The 15138-nt window shown below is 59.3% G+C and carries 11 protein-coding genes; 5 read left to right on the top strand and 6 right to left on the bottom strand.

From position 1 onward, the window contains the following. Positions 1-2 precede the first annotated feature (2 nt). The 5 genes from J3U06_RS03495 to J3U06_RS03475 all read right to left on the bottom strand — a co-directional run bounded on the left by J3U06_RS03495 (position 3) and on the right by J3U06_RS03475 (position 7225). Positions 3-776: an ABC transporter permease gene (locus J3U06_RS03495; RefSeq protein WP_267444337.1), complete on the bottom strand. Its 774-nt coding sequence runs from the start codon at positions 774-776 to the stop codon at positions 3-5. Positions 777-786: 10 nt separating this feature from the next. Next, the gene (locus tag J3U06_RS03490; RefSeq protein ID WP_267444336.1) at positions 787-1671 is read right to left on the bottom strand and encodes an ABC transporter ATP-binding protein; all 885 of its coding nucleotides are present in this window, start codon (positions 1669-1671) and stop codon (positions 787-789) included. A gap of 443 nt (positions 1672-2114) precedes the next feature. Beyond that, positions 2115-4787, bottom strand: a complete 2673-nt coding sequence (locus tag J3U06_RS03485; protein ID WP_267444335.1) for an ABC transporter permease — start codon at positions 4785-4787, stop codon at positions 2115-2117. 32 nt (positions 4788-4819) lie between these two features. Then, the gene (locus tag J3U06_RS03480) at positions 4820-5710 is read right to left on the bottom strand and encodes an ABC transporter ATP-binding protein (protein WP_267430414.1); all 891 of its coding nucleotides are present in this window, start codon (positions 5708-5710) and stop codon (positions 4820-4822) included. 195 nt (positions 5711-5905) lie between these two features. After that, positions 5906-7225, bottom strand: coding sequence for an O-acetylhomoserine aminocarboxypropyltransferase/cysteine synthase family protein (locus tag J3U06_RS03475; protein WP_267430606.1), 1320 nt, complete (start codon positions 7223-7225; stop codon positions 5906-5908). Positions 7226-7491: 266 nt separating this feature from the next. Here J3U06_RS03475 and J3U06_RS03470 point away from each other — a divergent pair, with 266 nt between their 5' ends. The 4 genes from J3U06_RS03470 to J3U06_RS03455 all read left to right on the top strand — a co-directional run bounded on the left by J3U06_RS03470 (position 7492) and on the right by J3U06_RS03455 (position 12881). After that, positions 7492-8385 (top strand): pyridoxamine kinase, encoded by an 894-nt coding sequence (locus J3U06_RS03470; RefSeq protein WP_267430413.1) that lies wholly within the window; start codon positions 7492-7494, stop codon positions 8383-8385. Between the two features lie 758 nt (positions 8386-9143). After that, positions 9144-9662, top strand: a complete 519-nt coding sequence (locus J3U06_RS03465) for a YraN family protein (RefSeq protein ID WP_267399749.1) — start codon at positions 9144-9146, stop codon at positions 9660-9662. Then, on the top strand, positions 9662-11248 hold the full coding sequence (locus J3U06_RS03460) for a YifB family Mg chelatase-like AAA ATPase (RefSeq protein ID WP_267399748.1): 1587 nt from the start codon (positions 9662-9664) through the stop codon (positions 11246-11248). The genes J3U06_RS03465 and J3U06_RS03460 overlap by 1 nt, the downstream gene beginning before the upstream one ends. 1 nt (position 11249) lies before the next feature. Beyond that, positions 11250-12881: a DNA-processing protein DprA gene (locus J3U06_RS03455; protein WP_267444334.1), complete on the top strand. Its 1632-nt coding sequence runs from the start codon at positions 11250-11252 to the stop codon at positions 12879-12881. Here J3U06_RS03455 and J3U06_RS03450 read toward each other — a convergent pair. After that, positions 12797-13141 carry an MGMT family protein gene (locus J3U06_RS03450; protein ID WP_024626499.1) on the bottom strand — a complete coding sequence of 115 codons (345 nt, stop codon included), beginning with the start codon at positions 13139-13141 and terminating at the stop codon, positions 12797-12799. The two genes, J3U06_RS03455 and J3U06_RS03450, sit on opposite strands and share 85 nt — an antisense overlap. Positions 13142-13219: 78 nt before the next feature. Between J3U06_RS03450 and J3U06_RS03445 the strand changes: the two genes are divergently transcribed. Continuing rightward, positions 13220-15121, top strand: coding sequence for an FAD-dependent oxidoreductase (locus J3U06_RS03445; protein WP_267430412.1), 1902 nt, complete (start codon positions 13220-13222; stop codon positions 15119-15121). Positions 15122-15138: the final 17 nt, after the last annotated feature.

The raw sequence follows: 15138 nt of genomic DNA, 5'->3' as shown, positions 1-15138 counted from the left end.
CGTTATCCGTCAGGAACGTATCGACTGATGTCATGCAGAGTGTTCTGAAGTTCCTTGCCTTGGCCATTAACCAACAGATAGATGTTTTCCAAAGGAGGGGACTCCGGTCCAACCATTCCCACCTTAGTCAGCAGACGACCAATCCGAGAACCCGTCAGCACCACAGCTCCGCCGAAGTCGTCGTACTGTCCACCACGGCTCTTGCTGATACCTGAGATGGTCAAGTTCACAGAACCTTGGTCAACAAGGCGTTCTTTATTTGAAGAATCCTGAGCACTGTCACTTTCTGGGAGCATCAACGGGGATAGATGGAGGCGCACTTTATCACCAAGGCTGGCCTGTAGCCTGTCAGCGACGGAACGCGGCAGTACCACCTGATCGTCTGAATCCGGCCATTGTCCCCGATCCAAATCGATAGGCATGAGCTCCTGCCTGGCACCCATAATGGCCAGAATCCCCTTGCTGGACCGACCGTTTGCTTCCGTATCCACCATGAGGTTGACATCGGGGCGCAGACCACGAACCCCCTGCAGTTTCGACAACCCCCTGCTATCGAACTCGTCGAACAGAATTGGCTTGTCCTGATCCCTTCTGGCTGTCACAGCATAGTTGGCTTGGCCGGCATCCATGCTGATCTCGCGACGCATGGAGGCATTCGCCACGTTGCCAAAAAGAAGTGTCAGGCACATAAAGAGGGTGCCGATCACGATGGCCAGACCAGCCGGCATCATCATTCGTGCATCGCGCTTCATCATCGTACGGGTTATGCGCCACACAATGCACCCCCTAGTCCTGTACCCGGGAATAGTCAGCAGCGCCAGCCGAAACTTGTTCAGCCAGAAGATCGTTCATGGCTTTCACCGTCGGATCCTGTCGGTCCGCAACGATCTGTCCGTCGGCAAAGACCAGCGCACGGTCGGCATAGGATGCGGCATAGGCATCATGGGTGACCATGATGACGGTCTGGTTCAGCTCGCGTACGGAATCGCGCAGGAACTTCAGAACACCAGTGCTGGCGGCCAGGTCCAGGTTCCCCGTCGGTTCGTCCGCGAAGACCAGACCGGGTTTGGTTATCAGCGCTCTGGCGATGGCGACCCGCTGCTGCTGCCCCCCGGATAATTCCCCGGGAAGATGGTCCAGCCTCTCCGACAAACCCAGAGTATCTACCAGCTGCTCCATCCACGAGTTGTCGGGCCGAACGCCATCCAGTACCAGCGGCATGAGGATGTTCTGTTTGGCCGTGAACATAGGCAGCAGGTTGAAGCTCTGGAAGATGAATCCCAGATGTCGTCGCCTGATCAGGGTCAGCTGACGGTCGTCCACTCGTGTCAGGTCGACTCGGCCAGCCTGATCGATCGATGAATGATGACGATGTCTGCTCTTCGGCTGCAGAAGATCAGCGGCCATATAGACATGGCCAGAGGTGACAGTACCCAGACCGGCCAGAACGTGCATGAGCGTTGACTTGCCCGAACCTGAAGGCCCCATGATGGCCGTGAACCAGCCACGTTCAAAATTCACGTCAATTCCGCGCAGGGCATGGACAGCATTCGAGCCTTGCCCATAATCCTTGGTCAGCTGCCTGGCGCTGACGGCCGGCGGTCCCGCGACGCCTGGGCCTGCACTGTCGATTAACCCTTGTGAAGGTGAAGTATCCGCTTTGTTCTGCATGGTGCTCCTTATCCGCCAGGAAGCCTTTCTCCCGTTAGCTTCCGACCCTATGCGGCTATCAGCTGCCGCGATATGGTCCCTAGGAAGGATGAAAATAATCATTCTTACGGATGAGTGCGCTGAAAAACTCTTCCTGTTAGGCTGGCACCATCCAAATAAACGCGGAGCGGCGGGGATGGACATCTGGGAGATGAAGAACATCATGTTCAGCGCAAAAGACGTGAGCCTCAAGACATGCAACCATCGGATCAATGGATTGCAACAGTTACCTCGATCCCCTTGATTGACTCCGGGAATATCAAGGTCCCTTCGCTCAAGCCGGCTCCCTTCCAAGCAGCATCAGTAAAGACGGCATCTGGGGAGACAAATCAATCATTCCCGACGCCGACCAAGGCGCGCTGGGATAAAGGCTGGTGCTTATGATGCGCGCTGGTTGCTTGCCGTCATTCCTCAGCAAGAGCCACAACCGGTGGAGTCCGGTTGACGCGTCTAGCTGGCAGGACGCTTGCCAGGATCGCCGCTACGAGTGCCACCACCAGAATCACCAGTCCAGTGGACCAGGGAATGGGGAAAGCCACAGTCCCCAGAGAGGAGAAGATCTCATAGGCTGCAGCCCAGCCGAAGAGCAGGCCCAGGACCATGCCAGACAAGGACGACCCCAGGGCTATCAGCCCTGACTCCACAGCCAAGGACCGACTGATCTGCTTGCGGGTCATCCCGATGGCCCGCAGGGTGGCGGACTCACGCCGACGTTCCAGCACCGAAAGGGAAAGCGTGTTGGCCACGCCGATCAAGGCGATGGCAACTGCCACCGCCAGCAGGGCGAGGATAATCATGAGCAGGTTGTCGATGGTCCGGTCCCACTGTTGCTTCTCAGCCAGCCCGCCCTTCACGGAAACAGCCGAATACCCAGAAAGTGCACTCTTCACCTTGTCTATGAACGCCGAGACTGTTGGCGAGCCATGGACCTTGGCCCAGATCTGCACGGTCTGAGGCTGAACGCCATTGAGCGAGGAGGAGTCGGTCAGGCCATATAAATCGCTGGCATCAATCCCCTGGAAGGGCGCGTAGACACTGGTCACGAAGAGTCTTTGAGCCACCGATGCGGATCCGCCTTGAGCGTCGCCTTGAATTGGGTTGAGTACATTGAGTCCCAGATTTCCGCCGTCATGAAAATCCTTCTGTTTATCCATGAGGCTTTTTGGAAGCAGAAGGGCATCTTGTCCGGAAAGATCCTTGCCGACCTTGGCATTCAGGAGGCGATCGATCTTGTGCGCATCCAGGGCGAAAATAGTCATTCCTGCACCGTTCTCGCCGCCTGATTTGACCATGGCAGCATACTGGGGCACCAGTTCGGCCTGTGCGACCCCGTCGATCCGTCGAATGGCGTTCAGAGCCTTGGCATCCAGGCCATCGGCGCTGATCTGCAGATCGACCGAGTAGTGCTCATCCATCATGTCGGCCATGGTCTGCTTGGCACTGGCGGCGCCTGTGGTCAAGGTGGCGACCAGCGTTACGCCGATCAGGAGGGCGTTACCTGTTGCCGCCACACGGGAATGATTCCGTGCAATGTTAGCCACGGCGATTGTGGACGAGGGCCCAATCCGCGAAACCAGGGACCCGACTCCCTTGAGCATGAAAGGAATCCAACGATTGGCGCTGAAAAGGATACCTAGGAAGGCAAGGACAATGCCGATGACAGCCATGGCAGCGACGATATTCGGCCCGTCTCCGGATGCCTTGCTGGCCTTGTCTGCCGTGACATTGAGCCTGACCTGCCAGAGAGACCAGACCGTCATGGTGATGCCCAGCAGAATCATGACCACGCTGACAAACAGTCGTATTCTGCTCGTCCGCTTGTTCTGCAGAAGATCGGCAGGCCTCAGCGCCTCCAAAGGACTGACCCTGGTGGCGGCCCATGAAGATCCCAGGGAGGCCAAGACCGTAACGACGATGCCGAAAACGAGAGGCACCAGGATGACTGCCGGAGTCAGCTTCAATTGGAAGTAGAGGGAACTCGTATGAGCCTTGGCTACACCCAGAACGGCCATGATGCCGATGGCGGCGACGACCCCGATCAGGGAGGCCACAGCGCCCAGGATGACGGAGCGTAACAGGACGCTGGCCCTGACCTGCCCCTTATCGGCGCCTATTGTCCTCAGGAGGGCCAGGTAGCGACGTTGCCGAGCCACCATAACCTGGAAGGTGTTAGCTATGACGGTGGCAGCCACAAACATGGCCAGCGTGCCAAAGACCAGAAGGAAGGTGGTCACGGGGTTTTGGGAACCGCCGAGTGCGGTCTTGACCAGTCGGTCCTCCATAGTGTGACGGTCCTCAAGGGAATAGCCGGAAGGCATGAGCTTGCGCAGAGAGGCCAGACTCCCATCGAGGTCGCTGCCCTGCCCGCCAACATTCAGGTAAACGTTCTGAGCATACAGGTTACCCATGTTGCCAAGACCTGCTGTAGCCATCAAGGCATCTATGGTCTTGGGGGTCAGTACGATTGCGCCGCCCGATTCGCCAAACCTGTCGCCCTCGTTGCCCTGGTTCGAACTGACACCCGACAAGGTCAGCGGCTTCGATATGAACCTACCCGCAACCTGGTCAGCGCTGGCTTGCCCTTTCGGCCCAAGGTCCTCGGAAATATACAGCATGTTAGGCGACAGGTTCAGATCCACCTTGTCACCGAGGGAAAGCTTGAGCCTGGACACAGTCGGCCCGGGTAGAACCACCTGGTCATCAGAGCTAGGCCAGGATCCCTTGGCCAGACCGATCGGCATCAGCGATGAATCCGCCATAGGAATGGCAATCACGCTCTCGCTCTTGATCTTGCCGACGCGGACATCCACCATGAGCTGGGTGTCTGATCTGACTGCGTGAACACCTGGGACTTTTGCCAGCTCCTCGGTTTTGAAGTCCTTCACCCTTTTCTGCTCTGAATGGTTGCCCTCCGCAGGGATGATGGCGTAGTTGGCCTGGGCGGCATCGGATGAGACCATCCGCCGCATGGAAACGTCCATGGTGTTGCCGAAGAGGAAGGTCATGGCGATGAACAGTGTTCCGACGACAATGGCGATGCCGGCGGGAACCATCATGCCCAGGTCATGCCGCATCATTTTCCTAGCAACGAACCACATGAGCATTCCCCTCAGCGATGAGCAGCCGAGTCAGCTGTAGCTGTGGAGTCCATGACTTCCTCGGAGAGCAAGGCGTTCATGGAATCCACAGTGGGTCTGTCCTGGTCTGCCACGATTCGCCCATCCGCAAATACCAAAGCCCGGTCGGCAAAGGAGGCCGCAAAGACATCATGCGTGACCATGATGATGGTTTGCCCCAGCTCGCGGACCGAATCCCGCAAGAAGCTGAGCACTTCGGTCGAAGAGGCCGTGTCCAGGTTTCCGGTGGGTTCGTCTGCAAAGACAATGGAAGGCTTGGTGATGAGGGCCCTGGCGATAGCCACACGTTGCTGTTGACCACCAGAAAGCTCGCTGGGCCGGTGACTCAGCCTCTCTTCCAGACCCAGGGTCTTGGCCAGAATGTCCAACCAGGCTGTGTCTGGCTTGGCTCCATCCAGGATCAGAGGCATGAGGATATTCTGCTTGGCCGTAAACATGGGCAGGAGGTTAAAACTCTGGAAAATGAAGCCCAGACTCTGGCGCCTCAAGAGGGTCAGCTGATTGTCGTTGAGCTTGGTCAGATCGACCACGCCCCTCCGCCCTCCTTGACGACGGGCCCGCCTGCCCTTCACGCCGACGGCATCGGTCCCGTTCAGGTAGACATGTCCGGAGGTAACGGTGTCCAAGCCCGCCAAGGTGTGCATGAGGGTGGACTTGCCCGACCCGGAGGGACCCATGATGACCGTGAACCTGCCCCGTTCGAATTCGACATCCACACCCCGGAGGGCATGGACCAGGTTCTCCCCACTCCCATAGTCCTTGGTCAGTCCTTTGGCCTTGATGGCCACCTGGGCGATTTGCCTCGGTTTCCCCGCACCGGACGACGGATCGGAAGACGCCCTCGTCTTTGCTCCATGTTTCATACTCCCATCATACCCACCAGAACGTTTCCGCCTGACTGGTCAGGTGCTCTCTGCCACTGGAGCGAGGGGATGAGAGGGCATATACAAAGGTGCCCATCGAAACGTAATGAGGTTTCGACAGGCACCTTCTGCTTCTGTGCCTTCTCGGTCATATATCGCGCAGATATGGCACCAAGAAGGAAGTGTAATTGCCGGTTACTTGGCCAGACCGGACTCCTTCAATGCCTGGAAGGCAGCCTTGAGGTCATCCAGAATGTCCTCGATGTTCTCCGTGCCGATGGAGAGCCTGATGGTACCGGGATGGATAGCCTGATCCTCCAGCTCCTCCGGCGTCTCCTGGGAGTGGGTGGTCGATGCCGGATGGATGGCCAGCGACTTCACATCAGCCACGTTGGCCAGGAGGGAGAAGAGATGCAGGTTGTTGATGAAGACCCTGGCCGCATCCTTGCCGCCCTTCAGATCGAAGGTGAAGATGGAACCAGCGCCGTTGGGGAAGTAGCGCTTGTAGAGCTCGTGGTCGGGGCGCCCCTCGATGGCCGGATGGCTGACCGACTCCACCTCTGGCACGGTCTGCAGGTAATCCACTACCTTCAGGGCGTTCTCAACGTGACGCTCAACCCTCAGCGAGAGTGTCTCGGTCCCCTGCAGGAGGAGGAAGGCTGCAAAGGGCGAGATGACGGCGCCGGTGTCGCGCAGGAGGATGGCGCGAATGCGGGTGACGAAAGCCGCAGCGCCCAGATCCTGGTAGAAGCGCAGCCCGTGATAGCTGGGGTCAGGCTCGGTCAAGGTGGGGAACTTCCCGGGCACTGCCGACCAGTCGAACTTGCCGCCTTCAACGACGACCCCGCCCAGAGTGGTGCCATGGCCGCCGATGAACTTGGTGGCCGATTCCACGACGACATCCGCACCGTGCTCCAGTGGACGGAACAGGTAAGGAGTAGCGAAAGTGTTGTCGACGATCACCGGCAGGTTGTGGTCATGGGCGATCTTGGAGATGGCCTCGAAGTCGGGCAGGTCGGCGTTAGGGTTGCCGAAGGTCTCGAAGAAGACCAGCTTGGTGTTGTCCTGGATGGCCGACTCGAAGTTGGACGGGTCCGAAGGATCCACGAAGGTGGTCTCGACACCATCACGGGGCAGAGTGTGCTTGAGGAGGTTGAAGGTTCCGCCGTAGATGTTCTTGGAGGACACGATATGGTCCCCGGTCTGGGTGATGTTCCGGAAGGCATACTCCACCGCTGCCGCTCCCGAAGCCACAGCCAAACCGGCGGTGCCGTTCTCCAGGGCGGCGATCCTGTCCTCGAAAACCCCCTGGGTAGAGTTGGTCAGACGGCCATAAATGTTGCCCGGATCCTTCAGCGCGAACCGGGCCTCGGCGTGATCGAAGTCGTGGAAGACGTAGCTGGTGGTGGCGTAGATGGGCACGGCCCGGGAATCAGTGGCTGGGTCGGCTTGTTCCTGGCCCACGTGGAGCTGAAGCGTCTCGAAATGGTACTTGTGCGGGTTCTGGTCGGTCATGTCGATTCCTATCTGTTGGTGACGTGCGTCCTCGTCCATGTTCTTGAATGTGACCATAAGCGGCACAAGCCCACCTGTTCAAGCCAGAAGAGACTTTTCGGTATCGTCCTTTTTTATAACAGCTTCCAAAAGGTTGAAAACTGGCCTTTTTTATCTCGCTATTGCACACGCGGCGGTGCCCGTTTAACCCCTCCGCTGTAGAGTCGAGTAAGCGACGGAGAAGACTCCGCTGCGAACAGCCTCAGCAGGCATGAAGGAGTTCAAAGATGGCCGGACAGACGGACGATCAGAACAGACTCTACCAGCGCGACAGCAAGTATATCCCCCGAGTCGCCGCTGTGCATGACATGTGCGGGTATGGTAAGTGCTCGCTGACGGCCGCCATCCCCATCCTTTCGGCAGCCGGATGCGACGTTTGCCCGGTGCCCACCGCCCTGTTCAGCGCGCACACCATGTTCAAGGACTACACCTTCCATGACACCACCGAGATGCTGCCGGGATACTTGGATGCCTGGCAGAAGGAGGGCGTCGAACTGGACGGAATATACAGCGGGTTCCTGGGCAGCGCCGAGCAGGTCGACATTATTCAGCGCATGTATCGCGAATACCCCAAGGCCCTGCGGCTGGTCGACCCGGTCATGGGCGACGGCGGATCCATGTACCCCACCTACACCGAGGAAATGTGCCGGGCCGTGACCAATCTGGTCGATGGGGCCGACCTGCTCATGCCCAACTTGACCGAGGTCAGTCTGCTGACCGGCATCGACTATGAAGGCCAGGACCTCGACCACACCCAGGTTGACGAGCGTCTGGGCCGCCTGCTGGACATGGGCGCGAAAAACGTCATCATCAAGGGCATCGATCGGAAGGACGGCAAGCTGCGCAACTTCGTGGCCTCGGCAGATCATGGCGGGGTCAGCGAGCGCACCGAGCTGGTCCACGACAAGCTGCCCTTCATGATCCACGGCACCGGCGATGCCTTTGCCTCCAGCCTCTGCGGGGCGCTCTTTGCAGGACGAGGCCTGGCCGATGCAGCCCGAATTGCCGGCGAATTCGTCCGCTCGGCCATGCAGCACACACGCAATCAGCCCGACTATCAGCAGCGCGGGGTCAGCTTCGAGCTGGATCTGGGGCAGATGACTGCTCTGATGCAGGAGTAGTGAGCTCGAGGCCGGTGAAAATCGCCTAAGAGTCTGGGCATTGTCAAGAGCGGAAGACAGGAGTGGACAAATGGAACCCAAACCGCCCCAATCGCCTCATTCCTTTCAGACAAATACTCGGTCGACAAGGTGATTAATCAATCATAAGGATAGTTGACCACAGCAGGCCGGAAAGCGTTGCCAGCGAATTCGCCGGCGATGTCTTCCGGCCTCTGCTGTCTCTTTACTTCTGGTTCTTTTGCCTGCCTATTGCCCCGCTCCCCTTGTTCATTTGCTTTACCTGGTATCACTCGTTTCTATTTCCCTGGTTTCTGTTTCCTAAGTTCCGCTTGGCTTAGTCCCGCTTTGCTTGGTTTCTGCATACCTTGGTTTTTGTTTCGGTCCTTCTTGCCTCTGCCGCCTCTGCCCGATGCAGAGATGAGTGCGATAGCTACAGCATCAGTATCGTCAATCCACTCGTTCATCCACTTTCGTGCGTGCGCTGGTTCATTCGACCACATGCCTGGTTCGACTAGTCACCGACTTCCCTCCAGTGGTCTCCTTGAAACATGGACACACAAGCACTGACTAGACCAAGTAATCTCCTCACAGTTTTCAACGACCGGGTTGGCAGCACTGACGCCGATATTAAGATTCCAGACTCAACGGTCGCGCAGCCCATAAGCGCTTTGCCTGCTACCACCAGGTCCGCCGACAATCCAGAAACCACGCCGCCTGGAAGAACAAGGTTAAATACGAGCAACCATGAATCCATCGACATGGAGCTGGCAGATGTTGAGCGACAGATCAGGGCCAGGGGCGTAAGCAGCCGAGAACTCGGACGTTTGGGCGAAGACTACGCCTGCCAGTGGCTGCGGCAACGCAACTGGAAGATTCTAGCCCGGAATTGGAGAAGCCGGTTCGGCGAGCTGGACATCATCGCCCTGGATCCCGAATCAATTCTGGTATTCGTTGAGGTCAAAACCAGACGCACCGGTCGGTTCGGATCCCCAGAACAGGCTGTCGGCCCGCGCAAACAGACCCATCTTCGTCGCGCCGCAGTCCAATGGCTGATCAGCCATGACCGAGTTCCCAGCGCACGGCATCGTGGCACCCGTTTCGATGTCATCAGCCTGTCAGTCAAGTCAGACCCCGGCAGAAGCATGCATTCCGAGAACCCCTATCCCCTGGCTTCCAGTCAGGCATCCGCCAAGGCCGCCACAGGATCCAATTGTTCGGGCAAGGGTGGATGGAATCCGGGATCAGTCTTCCTCAGGCACACCAGGGAGGCCTTCTGATGCGTCTTGGATCCGCTGAATCCGTGGGATTGATAGGCCTCAAGGCCTTTCTGATTCACGTACAGTCCTTCATCTCCCCAGGGCTGCCCTACTTCTCCATCATCGGCCTACCGGATGCCTCCCTGTCGGAATCAAGGGAACGGGTCAAATCCGCCTGCTCGGCCTGCGGATTCCGGTGGCCGCAGACCAGGGTCACCGTCAACATGTCCCCAGCTTCAAAGCCCAAGCATGGCTCCTCACACGACCTGGCCATTGCGACCAGTGTCCTCGAAGCCGGCGGGGCACTGCCGACGGAAGGCCTGGATCATACGGTCATCCTGGGCGAACTCAACCTGGATGGCACGATTCTGCCGATCAACGGTCTGCTCCCCATCCTGACGCAGGCCAGAGCCCAGGGGATCACACGGGCTTTCGTCCCCGCAGACAACCTGGACGAGGCTCATCTGGTACCCGATATCGAGGTCGTGGGACTACGCCACCTGGGCCAGCTCATTCAAACCTTGGGCGGGCGAGGCAGGATCGCCGTTCCTGAGCTTGACAGCCACCTAGACACCGACAAGTCGACCGCCATAGCGAAGGCGCATCCCAGAATCGGGCAGCATGAAGACAACTCCCCCGCCAATGCCGACCCATCTCCGCCCAAGCCGGACATGGCTGACGTGATTGGGCAGGAGGAGACCAAGTGGGCCATGATGGTGGCTGCAGCCGGCGGTCACCACATGCTCATGGTCGGCCCTCCAGGAGCCGGTAAAAGCATGCTGGCTGAACGGCTTCCCAGCATCATGCCCGCCTTGGACGCTGTTCAACAGCTGGAGGTGGCCTCCATTCGATCCCTGTGCGGCACGCTGAGCCAGTATGGGATCTCCGATGTGCCACCCTTCGAGGCTCCTCATCATACGATCTCCATGGCGGCCATGGTCGGAGGTGGCGCCGGACTGGCCACCCCAGGAGCCATCACTCGTGCCCACCGCGGCGTCCTCTTCATGGATGAGGCTCCGGAATTCTCCCCAAGGGTGATCCAATCCCTGCGCGAGCCCCTGGAGATCGGGCGAATCTTCCTGTCCCGGGCCAAGGGCAGCACCACCTTCCCGGCTCGTTTCCAGCTGGTCATGGCTGCCAACCCCTGCCCTTGCGGGTACGGATACGGCACCGGCGAGCGCTGCACCTGCACGCCCCGCGAACGCCTCCGCTACTGGAACAGGCTTTCCGGACCAATCATGGACCGCATCGACATCCAGACCACGGTCCCCCCGGTGACCGACCCGGGATTCGACGACCACCGTCCACGCCAGCACAGCGCTCAGATCCGCCAGCGTGTGACCCACGCCCGCCAGACGGCAAAAGAGCGTTTTCGCAAGCAAGGTTGGACCTGCAACGCTCAGATCAGCGGCGAATGGCTGCGTCAGAACACATCAGCCAAGGCACGTTCGGTCGTTGATCAGGCCCTGCGCAGGCAGCGGATCAGTCTGCGAGGTGCCGACCGGACCATGCGCCTGGCGTGGACTCTGGCAGACCTGGACGGGCGGACCAGCCCCGGTGCCGACGATGTGACCACCGGCATTCTGCTCAGAACAAGGGCCGTCTGAGATGGCCCAACCCATGATAAAGACCATGCTTGACGACCAGCCGCAACCGATGACCATGGTCGAAAGCGACTGGCTTGCCAGAACCGTGCTGACTCTAGCGGCAGATGGCCCCGATGCTTTTATGATTGCTTGTCTGTTGGGCTCGGACCAGGCGGCCGATCTTTGTCGAAATCTGATCGAGCTAAGAGCGCCAAACCAAGCAGGGACTGACAGCCATCATGATGCTGCTCGCACGAGACTGGATGAACGCTTTCTGAAGGGGACGGCCCGGTGGGGACGACAAACGAGCCCCGAGGACCTCACTCGGTTCCACAAGATCAGCAACTCCTGGCGGAGACGCCTGACACCCTTGCTTGCCATGGACACCGACCAGGTGCGGACCATGATGACTGGCGGAGGCCGATTCTGGGTGATGACCCCAAGCGATCCCTGCTGGCCAGGCCAGGTGGATGACCTGGCACGCCGCTCCGATTGGGCCCCTCCCCTCTGCCTGTGGGGGCAAGGCAATCCCGAAACATTGATCTGCTGTGACCGACCCTTGGCCGTGGTCGGGTCAAGGACATGTGACGAGTATGGTCGGTCCACTGCTCACCAGTTAGCCAGGAAGGCCGCCGGCGAAGGCCATCTGGTCGTCTCCGGTGGGGCCATGGGTACGGATGCCGCCGCTCACTGGGGAGCCCTGGCCGCTGGCGGCGGACGCACGGTCGCCGTTTTTGCCGGAGGCTTGCTGCATATGGGTCCCAAGCGCAACAGCCGTCTGTTCGAAAACATCGAGGCAGATGGCGGCGCACTGATCAGCGAACTGCCGCCCGGAACCATCCCCGAGGCGCGTCGTTTCCTGCTGCGCAACCGGATCATCGCCGCCCTAGCCTCCGATATTGTGGTGGCACAGGCACGGCACAGATCAGGCGCGTTGAACACAGCCAACTGGGGCGTCGAATTGGATCGTCGCGTACTGGCCGCTCCTGGCAGAATCGATCAACCGGAAAACACCGGCTGCAACCGGCTCATCCATGAGGGCAAGGCGGAGCTACTCCTGTCTGCATCCGACATCCGAGACATTTGCCACCCTGCCCATGGACCGGTTCACCCCGGCAAGTCCGTCCGTCAAGAAGCCTCCGCTTCAGTCAATACCGCCGAATCACGCGGTAATCAAACGAACAGGCAGAACGCGCGACGCACACCGACGGTTGGTTCGGATCATCGGGACCAGACCATAAACGGCGGCCAACCGGGCCCAACCGTGCTTAAACAATCCCCGACCGATAGAGACGAACCTTCAACCCAGTCATCAAATTCGGGGACTGACAGTGAAGGCAAAAAAGCAGATGACGAGTCTCTAACCAAAGAAGAGGCAACCGTGCTGGCGGCTATCCGCACTTACCAGCGTCGGGAAGGTCCGCCCATGACGGGACAGCTTCGCGCTGAGCTGGCGAATCAAGGACGTGAGCTCTCCGTCAGGCATCTGATGCAACTGCTGGGATCCCTAGAGATTCGTGATCTGATCAGCCTGAAGGACGGATGCGTCGTAGCTGAGCACCCGAAGAATCAGGCCTGCCAGCGGCAGCGGTCCAAATCCACCACCCAGCCATCTGCACCAGCCGACTCGTCACTACGCGGAGGAACAAAATGAACGCCCTCATCCTCCAGCAGCTGACGCTGACGTTCAGGACCGCCAAAGGCGAATCCTGGCGCCAGAGAACCATCGCGGAAGACCACGCGATGACAGGGAATCACCCCGGGTTCGGGGTTGTCATGAAGTGCATAACCCACGAACCTGGCGTTGCGTGGGTGACCAGTCAGGGAGGCGACCTGACCGTAGGTGGCTACCTTGCCGCGAGGGATCCGCCTGACGACCTGATACACCTGCTGGGAGAAGGAAAGTTCGGTCATAAGATCTATTCTGCCCGCGTAAGCAGACATGAGCCGGAAGGGCCACCACTATCAACGGGTTGTGACAGTATCAATGGTATGAATCCGCAGAAGGTCAGAAGCCGCTATGATGCCGTCATCGTCGGAGCCGGAGCGGCCGGGTTGTCAACCGCTCTGGGACTGTACAGGGCTCTGGAGAGCGACGGAAATAGGAACGATTCGTCGCCAAAGGTCCTAGTCGTCTCCAAGTTGCAGCCCCTGCGGTCCCACACCGGCTCAGCAGAGGGTGGCATCGCGGCCAGTCTGGGCAATCAGGAGAAGGATGACTGGCATTGGCATTACTACGACACCATCAAGGGCAGCGACTGGCTGGCTGACCAGGATGCCGTGCGGATTCTGGCCGAGCAGGCCCCGGGCATCATCATCGAACTGGAGCATGACGGGGTGGCCTTCTCAAGGACTGAAGACAGGCACATCGCCCAGCGGAAGTTTGGCGGCCATACCGCCGATTATGGTGGCCACCCAGTCCGGAGAGCAGCCTATGCAGCCGACCGTATCGGCCACCAGATCCTGCACGCTCTTTGGCAGCAGTGTCTGCGTCTGGGAGTCGAGTTCGCTGAGGAATGGTATGTGACCGATCTGGTCGTGGATCCGCCTGCTGATGAGGAAACCGGCGGCCATGCCCGTGGACTGATCGTCCTGGACACCCACGCCGGCAAGCTGCAAGCTATCCAAGCCGACAATATCGTCCTGTGCACGGGTGGGGCGGGCCGACTCTTCCATACGACCTCCAACTCCTGGGATCTGACCGGTGACGGCATGGCGCTCGCCCTGCAGGCCGGCCTGCAGCTGGAGGATGTGGAGTTCATCCAATTCCATCCCACCGGCCTGGGCCACACCGGCATCCTGCTGTCGGAGGCCTCCCGTGCAGAAGGCGGCGTGCTCCGGAACAGTCAAGGCCGGGCCTTCATGCAGGACTACGCGCCGGGACACGGCGACCTGGCAGCCAGGGATGTGGTCAGCCGTTCCATCATGGCCGAGATTGATGCAGGTCGCGGGGTGGCCGATCCATCGGACCCGGACGGACCTCATGATTGCGTCTGGCTGGACATGACCGGTATTGATGGCCAACGCATGACTGCCCTGCTCCCCCAGGTCACCGAGACCATCCATCGCTACGCCCACCTGGATCCCACTGTGGACATGGTTCCGGTCAAACCCACTGCCCACTACACCATGGGAGGCATTCCCATTACCGATCGTGGCCGCGTCTATCGTTGGCAGAATGGCCACCGTCGAATCGTCGACGGACTGTTCGCTGCCGGGGAATGCTCCTGTGTCAGCGTTCATGGGGCCAACCGACTGGGCGGCAACTCCCTGCTGGACGCCTGCCTCTTTGGCACCAGGACCGGGCAGACCATCGCCGCCGCCATGACCAAAGCCGATGAGCCAAACGACACGACCGACACGTCTCCGCTCACACAAGCTCTGCAAAAGCGTCAGGCCTTCCTGGACGAGTTGCTGGCTGGCGCAAGCAACGGCGAATCCTCGGAACCAGCATTGGCTGACGACCAAGACGAAGCCTCCGACTCCGATGACGATGCCACACTGAACAACCCTTATGCACTGATGGGCCGACTGGGACGGCTGATGGAGGAGGCCGTTGCCGTCCGATGCGATCAGGGCAGCATTGAAAAGGGTTTGCGCGGTCTGGATCAACTGGAAACTGATGCAAAACAGCTACATGCGCACAGTGAGACAGCAGTACTCAACCAGGAAGTCACCGCCATCATGGAGGTGGACAACCTGCTGACACTGGCCCGGGCTGTGTTGAATGCCAGCCTACAGCGTCAGGAATCCCGTGGCGCCCTGTATCGCAGCGATTATCCGCAGCGCGATGACGAACACTATCTGGCTCACACCATGATCGATGCTAAGGAAGACGTCTCCTGGCAGCCTGTTCATATCGTCGACATGCCTCCCAAGGGCCGCAACTACTGATGGACTCCGATTATGGA

Source organism: Bifidobacterium sp. B4142 (assembly GCF_026537325.1).
Lineage (GTDB): Bacteria > Actinomycetota > Actinomycetes > Actinomycetales > Bifidobacteriaceae > Bombiscardovia.
This window is presented reverse-complemented; position numbering and strand designations above follow the sequence as displayed.

Coding starts and splice junctions, on each gene's coding strand:
- J3U06_RS03480 (WP_267430414.1), bottom strand. CDS start 5,710: ATGAAACATGGAGCAAAGACGAGGGCGTCTTCCGATCCGTCGTCCGGT.
- J3U06_RS03450 (WP_024626499.1), bottom strand. CDS start 13,141: ATGACCGAACTTTCCTTCTCCCAGCAGGTGTATCAGGTCGTCAGGCGG.
- J3U06_RS03460 (WP_267399748.1), top strand. CDS start 9,662: ATGCGTCTTGGATCCGCTGAATCCGTGGGATTGATAGGCCTCAAGGCC.
- J3U06_RS03465 (WP_267399749.1), top strand. CDS start 9,144: ATGGAGCTGGCAGATGTTGAGCGACAGATCAGGGCCAGGGGCGTAAGC.
- J3U06_RS03475 (WP_267430606.1), bottom strand. CDS start 7,225: ATGACCGACCAGAACCCGCACAAGTACCATTTCGAGACGCTTCAGCTC.
- J3U06_RS03490 (WP_267444336.1), bottom strand. CDS start 1,671: ATGCAGAACAAAGCGGATACTTCACCTTCACAAGGGTTAATCGACAGT.
- J3U06_RS03445 (WP_267430412.1), top strand. CDS start 13,220: ATGAATCCGCAGAAGGTCAGAAGCCGCTATGATGCCGTCATCGTCGGA.
- J3U06_RS03470 (WP_267430413.1), top strand. CDS start 7,492: ATGGCCGGACAGACGGACGATCAGAACAGACTCTACCAGCGCGACAGC.
- J3U06_RS03455 (WP_267444334.1), top strand. CDS start 11,250: ATGGCCCAACCCATGATAAAGACCATGCTTGACGACCAGCCGCAACCG.
- J3U06_RS03485 (WP_267444335.1), bottom strand. CDS start 4,787: ATGATGCGGCATGACCTGGGCATGATGGTTCCCGCCGGCATCGCCATT.